Origin of the sequence: Amycolatopsis orientalis DSM 43388 (assembly GCF_000411975.1) — a bacterium.
Taxonomy (GTDB): domain Bacteria; phylum Actinomycetota; class Actinomycetes; order Mycobacteriales; family Pseudonocardiaceae; genus Amycolatopsis; species Amycolatopsis orientalis_D.
Window position 1 is genome coordinate 1 of sequence record NZ_ASXG01000068.1, and the last position, 15,497, is coordinate 15,497.

A 15,497-nucleotide genomic window follows, 5' to 3' on the forward strand; every position below is an offset into this window, starting at 1 on the left:
GGCGGGGCGGGGCGGGGCGGGGCGGGGCGGGGACAAGCTTCGGCCACGCAGTCCGAGCCACGCAATCCGGCGCCCAGCCACAGCAACGAGGACGCGCGAGTCTCCGTCACAGCCCGCTCGGCCGCGTGATCCGCCGAGGCAAAGGCATTCCCGCGTCACCCACCGCAGTGGGACATGCACCAACTGCCATCCTTGGCCGAGATCTACCGATCTCCGGGCATTTCTGGCAAAGTCCCGTTCCGCCCGAGCGGACGTGTGGACGTGTGGAGGTTGCCGATGGCCGGTCCTGCGACCGAAGGCGTCGCCCGGCATCGGTTGCCGGTGCGGAAGTTGTTCGCGGCCAGTGCGGGCAACGCGCTCGAGTGGTTCGACTGGACGATCTACGCGACCTTCAGCATCTACTTCGCCGGCGCGTTCTTCCCTCCTGGCAACGAAACGCTCGCGTTGATCAACACGTTCGCCACTTACGCGCTCGCGTTCTTCTTCCGGCCGCTCGGCGGCGTGCTGCTGGGGCGGTTCGCCGACGTGCACGGGCGCAAGCCCGCCATGATCCTCACTATTTCGCTGATGGCGGGCGGTTCGGTCGCGATCGGGGTGCTTCCCACGTTCGCGCAGGTCGGGTGGCTGGCTCCGATTCTCCTGCTGCTCGCGCGGATCGCGCAGGGGCTTTCGCTCGGCGGCGAGGTGTCCAACGCCTCCGCCTACCTCGGCGAGGTCGCGCCCAAGGAACGGCGCGGGCGCTACTCCTCGTTCTTCTACATCTCCACCGGGTCCGCCGTCCTGGTCGCGACGGTGCTCGGCTTCGTGCTCGCCCGCACCATGGACAAGGCGCACCTCACCTCGTTCGGCTGGCGGATTCCGTTCCTGCTCGGCGGAGTGCTCGGCCTGGTCGGGCTGTGGCTGCGCCGCAGTCTCGCGGAAACCGAGCTGTACCACGAGAAAAAGGAGACCGCGCGGCGAGTCAAGCGGCCGCTGCTCACCACGCTCACCCAGCATCCGCGGGCGGTCGGGCAGCTCATCGGGTTCTCGATGCTCTCGACCCTGTGCTACTACACCTTCTTCAGCGCCCTCACGTCCTTCGCCGTCAAGGGACGCGGCGCGAACGACGTCGACACCTTCCTCGCGCTGTCCATCGCGACCGCGCTCTTCGTCGTCCTCCAGTACCCGATGGGGGCGCTCGCCGACCGGTACGGGCGGCGGCCTCAGCTGCTCGTCTGGTCCGGGGCGACGGCGTTGGTGATCGTGCCGCTTTCCTACCTCGTGCGGCCCGGGTTCGGGAATCTGCTCATCGTGTTCTGCGTCGGCCTCGCGCTGTACACCGCGATGACCTCGCTCGCCCCGGCGATCATGAGCGAGCTCTTCCCCACCGAACTCCGCGGGCTCGGCATCGGCGCCTGGTACAACCTGACCGTCGCCGTGTTCGGCGGGACCGCGCCGCTCGTGCTCAGTGCGCTCTCCGCGGCGGGCGCGGCCACCGCGTTCTTCTGGTACGTCGCCGTCGGGGCGGCGATCGCGTTCTTCGTGATCCTCCGGATGCCCGAAACGAAGGGCAGCGAACTGCGGTAAAACCCGCTCGCGCGAGGTCGGTAGGCTTCACCGATCGACTACGCGAAGGAGGGACACCGTGCGCAAGCCCGAGGTTAGTGAGGAACTGGCCCGACGCGTGGTGGCCGCGCTCCGCCGCGCGTTCGACGTCGACCTCGACCCGTCCGCGGCGCTCATCGCGGTGTCCACTCGCGACGGTGTCGACTACCAGTGCAACCTGGCGATGAGCCTCGGCAAGCGGCTCGGCAAACCGCCGCGCGAGGTCGCGGCCGGGATCGTCGAGCACCTGGAACTGGACGGCGTCGCCGACCGGCCCGAGATCGCCGGGCCCGGCTTCCTGAACTTCGTGCTGCGCCGCGAATGGCTCGAGCAGCGCGTCGCCGAGCAGGCGCAAGACGACCGGCTCGGGGTTCCCACAGCCGAGCAGCCGCGCCGGGTCGCGCTCGACTACAGCAGTCCCAACGTCGCCAAGGAAATGCACGTCGGGCACCTGCGTTCCACGGTGATCGGCGACGCCATCAGCAGGCTGCTGCGGTTCGTCGGCCACGAAGTGCTGCCGCACAACCACCTCGGCGACTGGGGCACGCCGTTCGGCATGCTCATCGAGCACCACCTCGACGATCCGTCCGGCGAGCGCAGCGATCTCAACGCGTTTTACCAGGCCGCGCGCCGGAAATTCGACGCCGACGAGGCCTTCGCGACCCGTTCCCGCGAGCGCGTTGTGAAACTTCAGAGCGGCGACCCGGACACGCTCGCCTTCTGGCAGGAACTCGTCGACGAGTCGACAAGGCACTTCAACGCGGCCTACCGCCAGCTCGGCATCACGCTCACCGACGACGACATCTACGGCGAAAGCTTCTACAACCCGTACCTGGGCGAGGTCGTCGACGAACTCGAAGCCGACGGGCTCACCGAGGTCAGCGACGGCGCCGTCTGCGTGTTCCCCGAAGGCTTCACGAACCGCGAGGGCGACCGGCTCCCGCTGATCGTCCGCAAGCGCGACGGCGGCTACGGCTACGCGGCCACCGACCTCGCCACCATCCGGTACTGGACCGCCGAACGCGGCGCGACCGATCTGCTGTACGTCGTCGGCACCCCGCAGGCGCAGCACTTCGCGATGATCTTCGCGGTCGCCCGCGCGGCCGGATGGCTCGACGGCGTGCACGCCGAGCACATCGGGTTCGGCTCGATCCTCGGCACCGACGGCAAGGTGATGCGCACCCGCGCCGGCGAGACGGTCAAGCTCGCCAGCCTGCTCGACGAAGCGGTCGCGCAGGCCGCTGAAGTCGTTGCCGAGCGCAGTGAACTCAGCAAGGAAGAGCAGCAAGAGGTCGCGCGCGCCGTCGGAATCGGCGCGGTGAAGTACGCCGACCTCTCCAGCGACCGCGAACGCGACTACGTGTTCGACTGGGACCGCATGCTCGCGAAGGACGGCAACACGTCCGTCTACCTGCAGTACGCGCACGCGCGCATCGAGTCGATTCTCGCCAAGGCGGGCGAAACCGCCGAGAGCGCGCCAGTCGTGCTTCAAGAACCCGCGGAACGCGCGCTGGCGCTGACGCTGCTGCGGTTCAGCGAAGCGATCAGCGCGGCGACGTCCGCGTACGCGCCGCACAAGCTCTGTACGTACCTGTACGACACCGCTGTCACGTTCTCGCGCTTCTACGAGCAGTGCCCGGTGTTGACCGCGAATACGCCGGAGCTGCGCGCTTCGCGGGTACAGCTGGCGAAGCTCACGTCGCGCACGCTCGTGCAGGGCTTGGCGCTGCTCGGCATCGAAGCCCCGCGCCGCCTCTGAATCAAGGCCAGCTGTGGTCGGGCGCGTGGACCAATAGAGCGGGACCGGTCCCCGGCAGGTTCCGTAGCTCGGGCACGAGAGAGGGGAGAATCTCGTGTCCCGCAACGATCCCGACTACGCCCGCGCCCTCGTGCTGGTCGAGGAGGCGCGGTCCCGGCTGCGCGGCCCGATCCGCCGCGAACGACGGCGGCTGCGCTGGGAGCAGTGGCGCCGGCGGCCGTACTACCGCTTCGAACCGGACGGCAAGAAACCGCAGCTCGTGCACCTCGCCGGCCTCCGCGTCACTCCGCTGTGGACGACCGTCGCCACCGGGGTGTCCGACGTCGACGTGCGGTATCCGGTGACCGCGCGGCGTCGGTTCACGATCGGGTGGCGCTGGTTCGTGCGGCACGACTACGACGAGTTCCGCGTGCCCATCTCGCTGGTCGCCGACGCGAGCGGCCAGGCGGTGCTGATCGCGCCGGGCGGCCGGACGTACACCGCGGACGAGACCGGCTGGCAAACGCTGGCCGCTCTTCTGTACACGGAGTACGCCATGCCGCCGGGCGGACGCTGGTACGGCGCGGGCTGAGCTCAGCCGCGCAGCTTCCGCCGCAGGGAGAGGCCCGCTCCCAGCGCGGCCATCGACGCGCGCATCGCCCCGCGGCTGAACCGGCTCTCGGTCACGAACTGCCCAGCGCTCCGCAGCGAACCCCGCACCTGCGGGTACGCGTACCTCCGCATCTGTCGCTCGTAGTCGGCGACCGCAGCGGTCACGTCGCCGCCGCGGGAAAGGTTGCGGCACAACACTTGTGCGTCGCGCAGGGCGATGTTCGCGCCGATGCCGCGGAACGGCGTCATGCTGTGCACGGCGTCGCCGAGCAAGGTGACCGGACCGGTCTCCCACGCGCGAACGGGCACCGACGTGCGGATCGGCAGCATGGCCACCGTGGCGTCCAGCGAGTCCCGCACCACCCGGCTGAACGACGGATGCCAGGCGCGGATGCGGTCCAGGATCAGCGAGCGGAGCGCGGGAGCGTCCAGCTCGGCGAGGTCGGACGGGAAGTGCGCCGCCTTCGCGCCATAGGACCACATCACGTAGCTGCTGGTGTTGTCGAACAGCACCGGGTCGACGGTCGCGGTCTCGTCGTTCTCCGAAGCCGCCGAAAACTCGTGCGGCGCGGTGAACATCCCGCAGCCGGGAGGCGGCAGCACGAATGTCGGGGCCGTCGCCAGCCGTTGCGGGATGAGCGCGCGAGACTCGGCGGTCAACGGGAATTTGCCGATGACAGTGCGGATTCCGGTGTCCACCCGCTTCGCGTGCGGCAACAGCTGCGCGCGGATCCGGGAGTTCGCGCCGTCCGCGCCGACCACCAGGTCCGCTTCGGCGGTGGTGCCGTCGGCGAAGTGCAGCACGACGCCTTTGGCATCGGTCTCGTAGCGCACGAATTCCTTGTCGTACCAGAGAACTTCTTCCAGCCCGGACGACAGCACCTGGTGCATCGAAATCCGGCTGACCGAATGGTGCGCGGCGGCCGGGTCCTCGCTGGGCGGAGCGTCAAGGACCGCCAGCTCGCGCATCTGCTCGGTGACGAAACCGAAACTGCCCGTGCTTACCCCGGTGGTGGCCAGGAACTGGTCCCACGCCGCCGACGGGAGGCACTCGTGCAGCGCCGCGGAACCCATCGGCGCGATGTGCACCCGATAGCCCTGCAGCCGATCAGCCCGCGTGCGGCTGCGCTCGTAGACCGCCACCTGGAATCCGGCTCGCATCAGGCCGTGCGCCAGGCACAACCCGCCGGTGCCGCCGCCCACTACCGCCACCTTGATCTTCTTCACGGTCGTTCCCCTCTCGGTCGCCTGCTACCCATAATCATCCAGTCGGATAATTAAGTCAACCCACAGGATGATTAGCGGTCGGTTAGGCTGCCGAGGTGTCCGAAACCACCCCTCGCCGCGCCCCGCGCCCCGGTGAGCGCCAGCGCGACGCCGAACGCACAAAGGCCCGCATTTTCGAGGCGGCGAAAGCCGAATTCGGCGGCAAGGGGTACGCGGCCACGCGGGTCAGCGACATCGCCCAGCGCGCGGGAGTGAACAAACAACTGATCTCGTACTACTTCGGCGGCAAGGAAGGCCTGTACACCGAGGTCGCGAGCGAACCGTTCGCCGGGTTCTCCTCGATGACCACGACGGACCGGCCGCTCGCGGACGTGCTCGCGGACTTCGCCCGGAGCGGACTCTCCGACCCCGACCAGGCCCGGTTGTTCCTGCGGGAGAACATGGCCGAGGGCACTCCGAACGAAGCGGGGGCGGCGGCGCAGCGCGAATTCCTGCGGGGGCAGCTCGAGTACATGCGAGCCCGGCAGGAAGCGGGCGACTTCCCGTCCGATGTGGACCCCAAGACGTTTCTGCTGATGCTGATGGCGGCGGCGAGTGCGCCGACGTCGCTTCCCCGGATCGCGGAGGCGCTCACCGGGGAGGATCCGTCGTCAGAGTCCTTTGTGGAGTATTACGCGGAGCAGCTGGCTCGAGTGGCCCGGCATCTCGCGGGTTCCTAGCGGCGCAACGGGACGAGGTCGTCCGCGTGCACGACCTCCCGGCGATGCTCCACCGGAACCTCGTGACTCGACCGCCCGATCAACGCGGGCAACTCCCCCGCGTCGAATCCCACCACGCCCCGCGCCACCGGAACGTCCGCCGAATCCACCAGGTCGACAACGTCGCCCGCCTCGAATTCGCCCTCCAGGCCGGTGATTCCCGCCGCGAGCAGCGAGCGGCGGCGCAGGATCGCTCGTACCGCGCCGTCGTCCAGGCGGAGGCGGCCGGACGTGTCGGCGGCGTATCCGAGCCAGAAGCGGCGGGCCGACAAGCGGGTGTCGGCGGGTGCGAACGCGGTGCCGACGTTCGCCTCGCGCAACGCGTCTCCGGCATCGGCGGCAGCGGCCAGCAGCACCGGGATTCCGGCCCCGGCCGCAGTGCGCGCGGCGGAAAGCTTCGAGACCATGCCGCCGGTGCCGAGGCCCGACGACGACATCCCGACCGCGATGCCCTCCACATCGGACTCGCTGCGCACCTCGGCGATCTTGCGGGTCGCGCCGTCGCGCGGGTCTCCGTCGTACAGACCGTCCACATCGGACAGCAGGATCAGCGCGTCGGCGCCGACGAGGTGCGCCACGAGTGCGGCGAGCCGGTCGTTGTCGCCGAAGCGGATCTCTTGCGTGGCAACGGTGTCGTTCTCGTTCACGACCGGCACCGCGCCGAGCGCGAGCAGCCGGGAGAACGTGCGCTGGGCATTGCGGTAATGCGAGCGGCGGACGACATCGTCCGAAGTGAGCAGCACCTGGCCGACGGTCAGGGAATAGCGGCCGAACGACTCCGCGTACGCATGGGCCAGCGCGAGCTGCCCGACACTCGCCGCGGCCTGCTTCGTGGCCAGGTCGCGCGGACGCTTGCCCAGCTTCAACGGCGCGAGCCCGGCGCCGATCGCGCCCGAGGACACGAGGACGATCTGGGCGTCGCGGGCCACGCGGTCCGCGATGGCGTCGACCAGCGCGTCGAGCCTGGACACGTCGAGCCCGCTGCCCGCGGTTGTCAGTGCCGAGGAACCGACCTTGACGACCAGCCGGCGGGCCGCCGCGATCTCCTGGCGGGTGCCGCTCACCGGTCGCGCTCCGCCTGCTCCTCGTCCCCCCACACGTCGTCCAGCTCGGCGTCGACGGACGGGAGCTCTTCGTCGATCGGTTCGTCCTCTTCGCCGGTGCCGTCGCGGCGGATCCGGCGGGCTTCCTTGCGCTCGGACGCGCTGACCCGGTCGTTGCGCTCCAGCCGCACGTCCGTGCCGCGGCCGGACAGATGGACCGCGACGCCCGGCGTGGAGGGCTGCCATTCGAACTGGATGTCGCCGATGGTGACCGGGCTGCCCGGGCGGGCGCCGTTCTTCGCCAGCGCTTCCTCGACGCCGAGCCGGTTGAGCCGGTCCGCGAGGTAGCCGACGGCCTCGTCGTTGGCGAAGTTCGTCTGCCGGATCCACCGCTCCGGGCGCGGACCGCGGACGATGAACCCGCCTTCTTCCTCCGGATCGCGCTCGACGGTGAACCCGCTGTCGTCGATCGCGTGCGGACGCAGCACGATCTTCTCCGGCTCCAGCACCGGCTGCGCCTCGCGGTAGGCCTCGACGATCTCCGCCAGCGCGAAGCTCAGCTCCTTCAGGCCCTTGCGCGACGCGGTGGACACCTCGAAGACACGCAGCCCGCGAGCCTCCAGCTCGGGGCGCACGAACTCGGCCAGCTCGGCCGCTTCCGGGATGTCGATCTTGTTCAGCACGACGACGCGCGGCCGTTCCTCGAGCTTGCCGCCCAGCCCCGGCGTGTAGCGCGCCAGCTCCTCTTCGAGAGCGTCCACATCGGACAGCGGATCGCGGCCCGGCTCCAGCGTCGCGCAGTCGACCACGTGCACCAGCACGGCGCAGCGTTCGATGTGCCGCAGGAAGTCCAGGCCGAGCCCGCGGCCCTCGGACGCGCCCGGGATCAGGCCCGGCACGTCGGCCATGGTGAACACCGACGACCCGGCGGTGATGACGCCGAGGTTCGGCACGAGCGTGGTGAACGGGTAGTCGGCGATCTTCGGCTTCGCCGCGGACAGCACGGAGATCAGCGACGACTTGCCCGCTGACGGGAAACCGAGCAGGCCGACGTCGGCGACCGAACGCAGCTCCAGCACGAGGTTGCGGCTCTCGCCGGGCTCGCCGAGCAGCGCGAACCCCGGCGCCTTGCGAGCCTTCGAGGCGAGCGCGGCGTTGCCGAGGCCGCCGCGTCCGCCCTGCGCGGCGACGAACCGGGTGCCGGGAGTGGTGAGGTCGGCGAGGAGTTCGCCGTCCTCGGTGAACACGACCGTGCCCGGCGGGACCTTCATCTCCAGTCCCTCGCCGGCGGCGCCGTTGCGGTTGCTGCCCATGCCCATTTTGCCGTTGCCGGCGCGGGCGTGCGGGCGGAAGTGGAAGTCGAGGAGGGTGTGCACGTTGGCGTCCACGACCAGCGTCACGTCACCGCCGTTGCCGCCGTTGCCGCCGTCCGGGCCGCCGAGCGGCTTGAACTTTTCGCGGTGCACCGAGGCACAGCCGTTTCCCCCGTCCCCGGCGGTCAGATGGATGACCGCGCGGTCCACGAACCGGGACGCCATGGGTTTGCCTCACTTCACGTGCGAAAAAGTATCCGGACAAAAACGAACGAGGGGTGGCACCGGAGTATTCCGGCCCCACCCCTCGTTCGGAGGTTCTTATGCGCTGAAGCCGAAATCAGGCTTCTACTGGCACGATGTTGACCGTCTTGCGGCCGCGCTTCGAGCCGAACTCGACCGCACCGGCGGCGAGCGCGAACAGCGTGTCGTCGCCGCCACGGCCGACGTTCACGCCGGGGTGGAACTTGGTGCCCCGCTGGCGGATCAGGATCTCGCCCGCGTTCACCTCCTGGCCGCCGAAGCGCTTCACACCCAGTCGCTGGGCGTTCGAATCACGACCGTTGCGGGAGCTGGACGCACCCTTCTTGTGAGCCATCGCTCAAGCCCCTTCTGGAAAAGTTTCTGTTTCGAAGATCCGGAGAACTACTTGGAGATGCCGGTGACCTCGACGCGGGTCAGCTTCTGCCGGTGGCCCTGGCGCTTGTGGTAGCCGGTCTTGTTCTTGAACTTGTGGATCCGGATCTTCGGACCCTTGGTCTGCTCGACGACCTTGCCGGTGACCGAGACCTTCGCCAACGCGTCGGCGTCCGTGGTGACCTCGCCACCGTCCACGAACAGCACGGCGGGGAAGGTGTGCTCGGTGCCCGGCTCGCCCTCGAGCTTCTCGACCTCGACGACGTCGCCAACGGCAACCTTGTACTGCTTGCCGCCGGTCTTGACGATCGCGTACGCCGACACGGAAGTCTCCTGCATTACTCGACAATGGGTTAGGGGGCTGGCGCGGCCGGCCCGCCGGGAGGCGGTCCAGGTGCTCGCGCAGCGGCTCGTGCTTGCGACGAGCCGTACTACAGGTTACGGGAGGCCCCGGGCGCGGCTGCACCCGGGGTCCCCGTGGTGGATCAACTCTGGTCCGAAGCCTTCACCGGCGGCCCTGCCGGACGCGAAGCGGCGCGGCGCGGACGGCGCCGGGTGCTGCGCACGGCCGGGGCCGGAACGTCGACCTCGGGTTCTTCTCCCGAGTCCGCCTGGGCGGCTTCGGGCTGCTGGGTCTCCGCCTCCGGCGCGGGCTCGGGCCGCTGGACGGGGGCCGGAGCCTCTGCCTTTTCCGGCGCGGCGGCCTGCTCGACCTGCGGCTCGGCCGTCTCCTGCGCCGCGGCCTTCGGAGCCTCGGCGGGCTCCGCCGCGGCTTCCGGAGCGTGGTGCTCGTGCTTGGCCTTGGACGCGTTGGCCATCGCCTGCACCGCCGACACGACCGACTCGCGCTGCTCCGGAGTCGGGGCCGGGGCGGTCTGCTCCGGCTTGGGCTCGTGGTGCTGCTCCTCGCCCTTGCCGCGGCCGCGGGACCGCCGCGAGCCCTTGGTGTCGCCGCCATGACTGTGCCCGTTGTGACCGTTCCCGTTGCCTCCGCCGCCGGTGCGCTGCGGTTCGGTGGACACGACGACGCCGCGGCCCTTGCAGTGCTCGCACGGCGTGGAGAACGCCTCGAGCAGCCCGGTGCCGATCTTCTTGCGCGTCATCTGCACCAGGCCCAGCGACGTGACCTCGGCCACCTGGTGGCGCGTGCGGTCGCGGCCGAGGCATTCGGTGAGCCTGCGCAGCACCAGCTCGCGGTTGGACTCGAGCACCATGTCGATGAAGTCGATGACGATGATGCCGCCGATGTCCCGCAGCCGCAGCTGGCGGACGATCTCCTCCGCCGATTCCAGGTTGTTGCGGGTCACCGTCTCCTCGAGGTTGCCGCCCGAGCCGGTGAACTTGCCGGTGTTGACGTCGATGACGGTCATCGCCTCGGTGCGGTCGATGACCAGGTAGCCGCCCGAGGGCAGCCAGACCTTGCGGTCGAGCGCCTTGGTGATCTGCTCGTCGATCCGGTGGTCGGCGAACGCGTCGCCGGAGCCGGTGTAGCGCTTGAGCCGGTCGGTCAGGTCGGGCGCGACGTGCTGCACGTAGCCGTGGATGGTCTCCCACGCGGTCGAGCCCTGGACCTCCAGCTTCGCGAAGTCCTCGGTGAACAGGTCGCGCACGACCTTCACCAGCAGGTCCGGCTCCTCGTACAGCATGGTCGGGGCGCCGCCCTTCTTGGCGGACCCGGCCGAGGCCTTCTCCTTGATGACGTCCCACTGCGCCTTGAGCCGCTGGACGTCCCGGTCGAGCTCCTCCTCGCTGATGCCCTCCGAGGCGGTGCGGATGATGACGCCCGCGTCCTCCGGGACGATCCGCTTGAGGATGTCCTTGAGCCGCCGCCGCTCGTTCTCCGGCAGCTTGCGGGAGATGCCGGTGGCCCCGCCCGCGGGGACGTAGACGAGGAAGCGGCCGGGCAGCGAGATCTGCGTGGTCAGCCGGGCGCCCTTGTGCCCGACCGGGTCCTTGGTGACCTGCACCAGCACGCTGTCGCCGGTGGACAGCGCCTGCTCGATCTTGCGCGCCTTGCCTTCCAGGCCGGCGGCGTCCCAGTCGACCTCGCCCGCGTAGAGCACGGCGTTGCGGCCGCGGCCGATGTCGATGAACGCGGCCTCCATGCTGGGCAGCACGTTCTGGACGCGGCCGAGGTAGACGTTGCCGACGATCGAGCCGGTGCCCGACGACGTCACGAAGTGCTCGACCAGCACGCCGTCCTCGAGCACGGCGATCTGCGTGGAATCGCCCTTCTCGGCGACGACCATGGTGCGGTCGACCGACTCGCGGCGGGCCAGGAACTCGGCCTCGGACAGGATCGGGGCGCGGCGGCGGCCCGCCTCGCGGCCGTCGCGGCGGCGCTGGCGCTTGGCCTCCAGCCGCGTGGAGCCGCGGACGCTGCGCACCTCGTCGCGCGCCGGGCGCTCGGACTCGGCGGCCTTGGCCTGGCGGACGTGCGTGACGGTGTTCGGCGGGTCGTCGGTGCCGGTCGTCTCGGCCGCGTCGTCGTCCCCGCCCTTGCGGCGGCGGCGACGGCGGCGGCGCTTGCTGCCGCTCTCGGACTCGGCGTCGTCCTCGGACTCCGCCTCGGCTTCGGCCGCCTCGTCCGGCTTCTCGGTCTTGTCCTTGCCGTCCTTGGCCTGGGCCTGCTGGTCTTCGGAGGTTTCGTCCTCGTTCTCGGACTGGGCCTCGTCGCCGCCCTTGCCCCGGCCGCGTCCGCGACGGCCGCGACGGCGCCGGCGACGGCCGCCCGCCTCCTCGTTGTCCTCGTCGGGACGCTCGTCGCGGGCCTCGTCCGCGGTTTCGTCCTCGGCGGTGCGCTCGGCCTGCGCGGGAGCCTCGCCGACGCCGAACACCGGCTCGGGCTTGCTCCGCGTGGGCTGCGCGGGCTCGGGCGGCAGGAAGACCGGCGACGGCGCGGCGAAGACCGGCACGTGCACCGGGCCGCGGGCCGGGGTGGCCTGCTCGGCTTCCTGCTGCTCGGCCGGGATCGCGGGCGCGACGGCGCGGCGGGCACGACGGGTGCGGGTGCGCTTCTCGCCGGATTCCGGAGCGGCTTCCGGCTCGGCGGATTCCGCGGCGGACGGGCTGGCCGACCAGCTCGGGGCGGTCGCCTGGGCGGCGGCTTCCGAAGCGGTGCCCTGCTCAGCGGCGGTTTCCGAGGCAGCGGTCTCCGCAGGGTCGCCACTCGCCGGTGCGGCGGCTTCCGAGGCGCTGGGCTCGGACGAAGCAGCTCCGTCTGCTGCGACAGACTCCTGCGAGGTGCCTTCCGCGGCGCCGGCCTGCTCCGAAACAGCATCCGGCGCGGCAGCGGCGGCAGGGTCCGAGGCCGCGGTCTCGTGGGCAGCGTCTTGCGCGGCAGCGGTCTCCTGGACGGCGGCAGCCGGGGCGGCCTCGCCGTCCTGGGCTCCGGCCTGCTCGGCGGCTTCGTTCCCGGCGGTCGCGCCCTGCTCAGCGGTCTCGGCGGCCTCAGCGGTCTCAGTGCCCTCGGCGGTCTCGCCGGATCCGGCGGCCTCCGCGTCGAGGATGACCGCCACGCGGTGCGCGACCTCCTTGGTCACGCTCGACTGGGCGCTGCGGGGGCTCTCCCCCAGCTCGGCGAGCTTGCCGAGCAGGTCGCGGCTGCTCAGGCCGAGCAGCTTGGCGAGCGCGTGCACGCGGATGCGCGGCGGCAGCTCGCCCAGCCTGCTGGTCGTGGGTGCGGCGGTATTCCCGCCGGTCTGATCGGCGGGTGTGTCCGCGTTCGACATATGTCTCCTCCGCCCCCGGGCGCGTCAGCCGGTTCGCACCGGTGGTGACGCGGCCGCGCAGGGGCCCTTTCTGTTCCGTGCCCGCCGTGGTGGTGACCAGCGGCGGGAATCCTGCTGGCAGCCGCGCGGTCCGCCGGGTCGGCGGCCGCTCGGTTCCTGGTCTGCTCGGCGGGGTGCCGGCCTGCTCGCGACCCCCGGGCCACCCGCCACGACATCGACCTTGGCCCGGCCTCCCGGGGGCGACGCGCGTGGTGCCGGTCCGGCACTCCTCCGGGCCGCTCACGACGCGGGCGGGATGCCCGTCGGCGCAGCGGCCAACGCGAGTATCCCACACCCGGGGGGACACCCGGTGTAGTCGGTGTCCCGCGGCAGGCGCCCGGGCGTGCCGCGATCATGCACCCGGGCGAACTTCCGCGCTTCGCTTGTCGCGCCGGGCCCGGGGTGGTTAGCGTGCGGGCTCGGGCGCTCGCGCGGGCGCCCGGCAGAGCCCCGCACGCAGTGGGAGGTCCGGTGTCTGTGCTGGCGCGGCCGCTGCGCGCGGCCGTGTGCTCGCTGCTGGTCCTCGCCGGCTGCGCCGCGGTCTCCCCCGCCGCAGGCGCGAGTCCCGGATGCGCTTCCGGCGGCCGGACGGTGCGCTATGTCGTCGCGTTCGACCGCGGCACCCCGGAATCTTCCGCGCGCGAGCAGACGAGCGCGGGCTGCGGGCAGCTCGTCGGCTACTACCCACAGATTTCCGTGGCGGTCGTCACGTCCGCCGACCGGGACTTCGCGGACCGCCTCGGCCCGGAGCGGGCGTTCAGCGCGCAGGCCACCCGGGCGGCCGCCGAACAACCGGGCGCCGCCGCCCAGCCCGCGCGCGCCGAACTCCCGCTGAGCGACCCGGCGAGAGTGCCCGCCGCGGACCTGTCCGCGCAGCAGTGGGACATGAACCTGATCAACGCGCCGGCCGCGCACCAGGTCACCGAAGGCAGCCGCGCGGTGGTCGTCGGCGTGCTGGACTCCGGCGTCGACCCGCAGCACCCCGACCTCGCCGCCGCGATCGACCCGGCCGATTCGGCGGGCTGCCTCACCGGCGTCCCGGACCCGAGCCCGGCCGCGTGGCAGCCGACGACCTCGGCGCACGGCACGCACGTCGCGGGCGTCATCGCCGCGGCCGACGACCACAAGGGCATCACCGGCGTCGCGCCCGGCGTGCGGATCGCGTCGGTGAAGGTGATCGACGACCGCGGCTACGCCGATCCGGAAGCGGCGGTCTGCGGGATCATGTGGTCGGCGGCGCGGCACCTGCCGATCGCCAACAGCAGCTGGTTCGTGAACCCGTGGTCGCTGTCCTGCGTGCGCGGCAACGACCGCGGCGTGGTGCACGAGGTGCTGGCGCGGGCGGTGGAGTACGCGACTTCGCAGGGCACGCTGAACGTCGCCGCCGCGACCAACGAGGCGGTCGACCTCACGCCGTCCGCCCGCTCGGGTTCGCCGTCCGCCGCCGGGAAGTGCGAAGCGCTGCCCGCCGGGCTGCGCGACGTGGTGACCGCGTCGGCGATCAGCCCGGACCGGGTGAAGTCGGGCTACAGCTCCTACGGGCTCGGGGTGGTCGATGTCACCGCGCCGGGCGGCGACGACGACCGGTGCGTGGTTTCGACCGTGCCGGGCGGGTACGCGCCGATGTGCGGGACGTCGATGGCCGCGCCGCACGTCGCCGGCGTGCTGGCGTTGCTCAAGTCGGTGCATCCGACGTGGACGGCCGCCGAGCTGCGCCGCGCGCTGGACTCCCGCGCGACGCCGATGCCGTGCCCGGACAGCTACGACCTGACCGGCGACGGCGTCCAGGACGCCTACTGCTCCGGCTACGACGGATACAACGGCTTCTACGGCCACGGCCTCGTCGACGCCCGGTCCGCGGTCGCGCCCGCGCAGACCGGACTGCCCAACCCGGCCCGCTGACCGGCCCCCTCAGGTAAGCAGCAGTTTCGCGATCCTCCTTGTCGCGCCCCAGATCCCGATCGCGGCGAGCGCCAGCAGGTACGCCAGGTTGCCCAGCATGCTCCAGGAGAAGATGCCGGTCGAAAGCCCGCGCATCAGCTCGATCCCGTGGTAGAGCGGGAAGCAGCGGACCAGCCACTGCAGCGCCTCCGGGTACACCGTGATCGGGAAGAACGTGGTGGAGAACAAGAACATCGGCATCAGAACGAGCTGGATGTAGTCGAACTGCGACGTCGACTTCAGGAAGCTGACCAGCGCGATGCTGATGGCCGCGAACGCGAACGACACGAGCAGCGCGGCCGGCAGGAGCAGCAGCGCCCACCACGACGTCAGCAGTCCCATCACGCCGGTGACCGCCAGGAACGCGACCGAGTAGAGGCCGCCGCGGATCATCGCCCACCCGATCTCGCCGAGCGCGACGTCGAGCGGGCCGACCGGGGTGGCCAGCATCGCGTCGTAGGTTTTGGCATAGCGCAGCTTGAAGAACAGGTTGTAGGTGCACTCGAAGACCGCGCCGTTCATCGCCGACGACGCCAGCAGCGCGGGCGCGACGAACGCGACGTAGCTCATCGGCTGCCCGTCCGGCCCCGGGACGGTGGTGACCAGTTTGCCGAAACCGACCTGGAACGCGAGCAGATAGAACAACGGCTCGAGCGCGCCGGACGCGAGCATCGTCCACGACCGCCCGTAGACGGTGAGCGCGCGTTCGATCAGCGCGGTCGCCCGCCCGCTGTACATCCCTGCGGGCAGGACGCGGAGCAGAAGTCCGCGCCGCTGCGGGAGAATCGGGGCGCTTCGCAGTTCGGTCATCACGCCCTACCTTCATGACGTGCCGCCGGTCGTCCGGAATGATCGGTGGGCGCGGGCGGGATCGG

At 71.0% G+C, this 15,497-nt stretch carries 12 protein-coding genes; 5 read left to right on the forward strand and 7 right to left on the reverse strand.

The features are described from left to right. Positions 1-276 precede the first annotated feature (276 nt). The 3 genes from L942_RS11775 to L942_RS11785 all read left to right on the forward strand — a co-directional run bounded on the left by L942_RS11775 (position 277) and on the right by L942_RS11785 (position 3,914). Positions 277-1,566, forward strand: coding sequence for an MFS transporter (locus L942_RS11775; RefSeq protein WP_037358881.1), 1,290 nt, complete (start codon positions 277-279; stop codon positions 1,564-1,566). Between the two features lie 58 nt (positions 1,567-1,624). After that, on the forward strand, positions 1,625-3,343 hold the full coding sequence (gene argS / locus L942_RS11780) for an arginine--tRNA ligase (RefSeq protein ID WP_037358884.1): 1,719 nt from the start codon (positions 1,625-1,627) through the stop codon (positions 3,341-3,343). A gap of 94 nt (positions 3,344-3,437) precedes the next feature. Then, positions 3,438-3,914, forward strand: coding sequence for a hypothetical protein (locus tag L942_RS11785; RefSeq protein WP_037358886.1), 477 nt, complete (start codon positions 3,438-3,440; stop codon positions 3,912-3,914). A 2-nt stretch (positions 3,915-3,916) separates the two neighbouring features. Here L942_RS11785 and L942_RS11790 read toward each other — a convergent pair whose 3' ends face one another. Further along, positions 3,917-5,161, reverse strand: a complete 1,245-nt coding sequence (locus tag L942_RS11790) for an FAD-dependent oxidoreductase (protein WP_037358889.1) — start codon at positions 5,159-5,161, stop codon at positions 3,917-3,919. Positions 5,162-5,256: 95 nt separating this feature from the next. On the opposite strand from L942_RS11790, the gene L942_RS11795 reads away from it, so the two are divergent. After that, positions 5,257-5,880 carry a TetR/AcrR family transcriptional regulator gene (locus tag L942_RS11795; protein WP_037358892.1) on the forward strand — a complete coding sequence of 208 codons (624 nt, stop codon included), beginning with the start codon at positions 5,257-5,259 and terminating at the stop codon, positions 5,878-5,880. Here the strand turns inward: L942_RS11795 and proB are convergent. The 5 genes from proB to L942_RS11820 all read right to left on the reverse strand — a co-directional run bounded on the left by proB (position 5,877) and on the right by L942_RS11820 (position 12,642). Next, positions 5,877-6,983, reverse strand: a complete 1,107-nt coding sequence (proB, locus tag L942_RS11800) for a glutamate 5-kinase (RefSeq protein ID WP_037358895.1) — start codon at positions 6,981-6,983, stop codon at positions 5,877-5,879. The genes L942_RS11795 and proB overlap by 4 nt on opposite strands. Next, a complete protein-coding gene (gene obgE / locus L942_RS11805; protein WP_037358898.1) occupies positions 6,980-8,500 on the reverse strand; it encodes a GTPase ObgE in 1,521 nt (506 codons plus the stop codon). The genes proB and obgE overlap by 4 nt, the downstream gene beginning before the upstream one ends. Before the next feature lie 115 nt (positions 8,501-8,615). Continuing rightward, positions 8,616-8,873, reverse strand: coding sequence for a 50S ribosomal protein L27 (rpmA, locus tag L942_RS11810; protein WP_009081082.1), 258 nt, complete (start codon positions 8,871-8,873; stop codon positions 8,616-8,618). A 47-nt stretch (positions 8,874-8,920) separates the two neighbouring features. Beyond that, the gene (rplU, locus tag L942_RS11815) at positions 8,921-9,235 is read right to left on the reverse strand and encodes a 50S ribosomal protein L21 (RefSeq protein ID WP_009081084.1); all 315 of its coding nucleotides are present in this window, start codon (positions 9,233-9,235) and stop codon (positions 8,921-8,923) included. Positions 9,236-9,396: 161 nt separating this feature from the next. After that, positions 9,397-12,642 carry a translation initiation factor IF-2 N-terminal domain-containing protein gene (locus L942_RS11820; RefSeq protein ID WP_037358903.1) on the reverse strand — a complete coding sequence of 1,082 codons (3,246 nt, stop codon included), beginning with the start codon at positions 12,640-12,642 and terminating at the stop codon, positions 9,397-9,399. A 510-nt stretch (positions 12,643-13,152) separates the two neighbouring features. Between L942_RS11820 and L942_RS11825 the strand changes: the two genes are divergently transcribed. Next, positions 13,153-14,583, forward strand: a complete 1,431-nt coding sequence (locus L942_RS11825) for a S8 family peptidase (protein ID WP_037358906.1) — start codon at positions 13,153-13,155, stop codon at positions 14,581-14,583. A 9-nt stretch (positions 14,584-14,592) separates the two neighbouring features. Here the strand turns inward: L942_RS11825 and L942_RS11830 are convergent, their stop codons facing one another. Continuing rightward, positions 14,593-15,432 (reverse strand): ABC transporter permease, encoded by an 840-nt coding sequence (locus L942_RS11830; RefSeq protein WP_037358909.1) that lies wholly within the window; start codon positions 15,430-15,432, stop codon positions 14,593-14,595. Positions 15,433-15,497 lie beyond the last annotated feature (65 nt).

What these genes read in the sequence shown, in the direction of transcription:
- L942_RS11820 (WP_037358903.1), bottom strand. Translation starts at nt 12,642, where the DNA reads ATGTCGAACGCGGACACACCCGCCGATCAGACCGGCGGGAATACCGCC.
- L942_RS11775 (WP_037358881.1), top strand. Translation starts at nt 277, where the DNA reads ATGGCCGGTCCTGCGACCGAAGGCGTCGCCCGGCATCGGTTGCCGGTG.
- L942_RS11830 (WP_037358909.1), bottom strand. Translation starts at nt 15,432, where the DNA reads ATGACCGAACTGCGAAGCGCCCCGATTCTCCCGCAGCGGCGCGGACTT.
- rpmA (WP_009081082.1), bottom strand. Translation starts at nt 8,873, where the DNA reads ATGGCTCACAAGAAGGGTGCGTCCAGCTCCCGCAACGGTCGTGATTCG.
- obgE (WP_037358898.1), bottom strand. Translation starts at nt 8,500, where the DNA reads ATGGCGTCCCGGTTCGTGGACCGCGCGGTCATCCATCTGACCGCCGGG.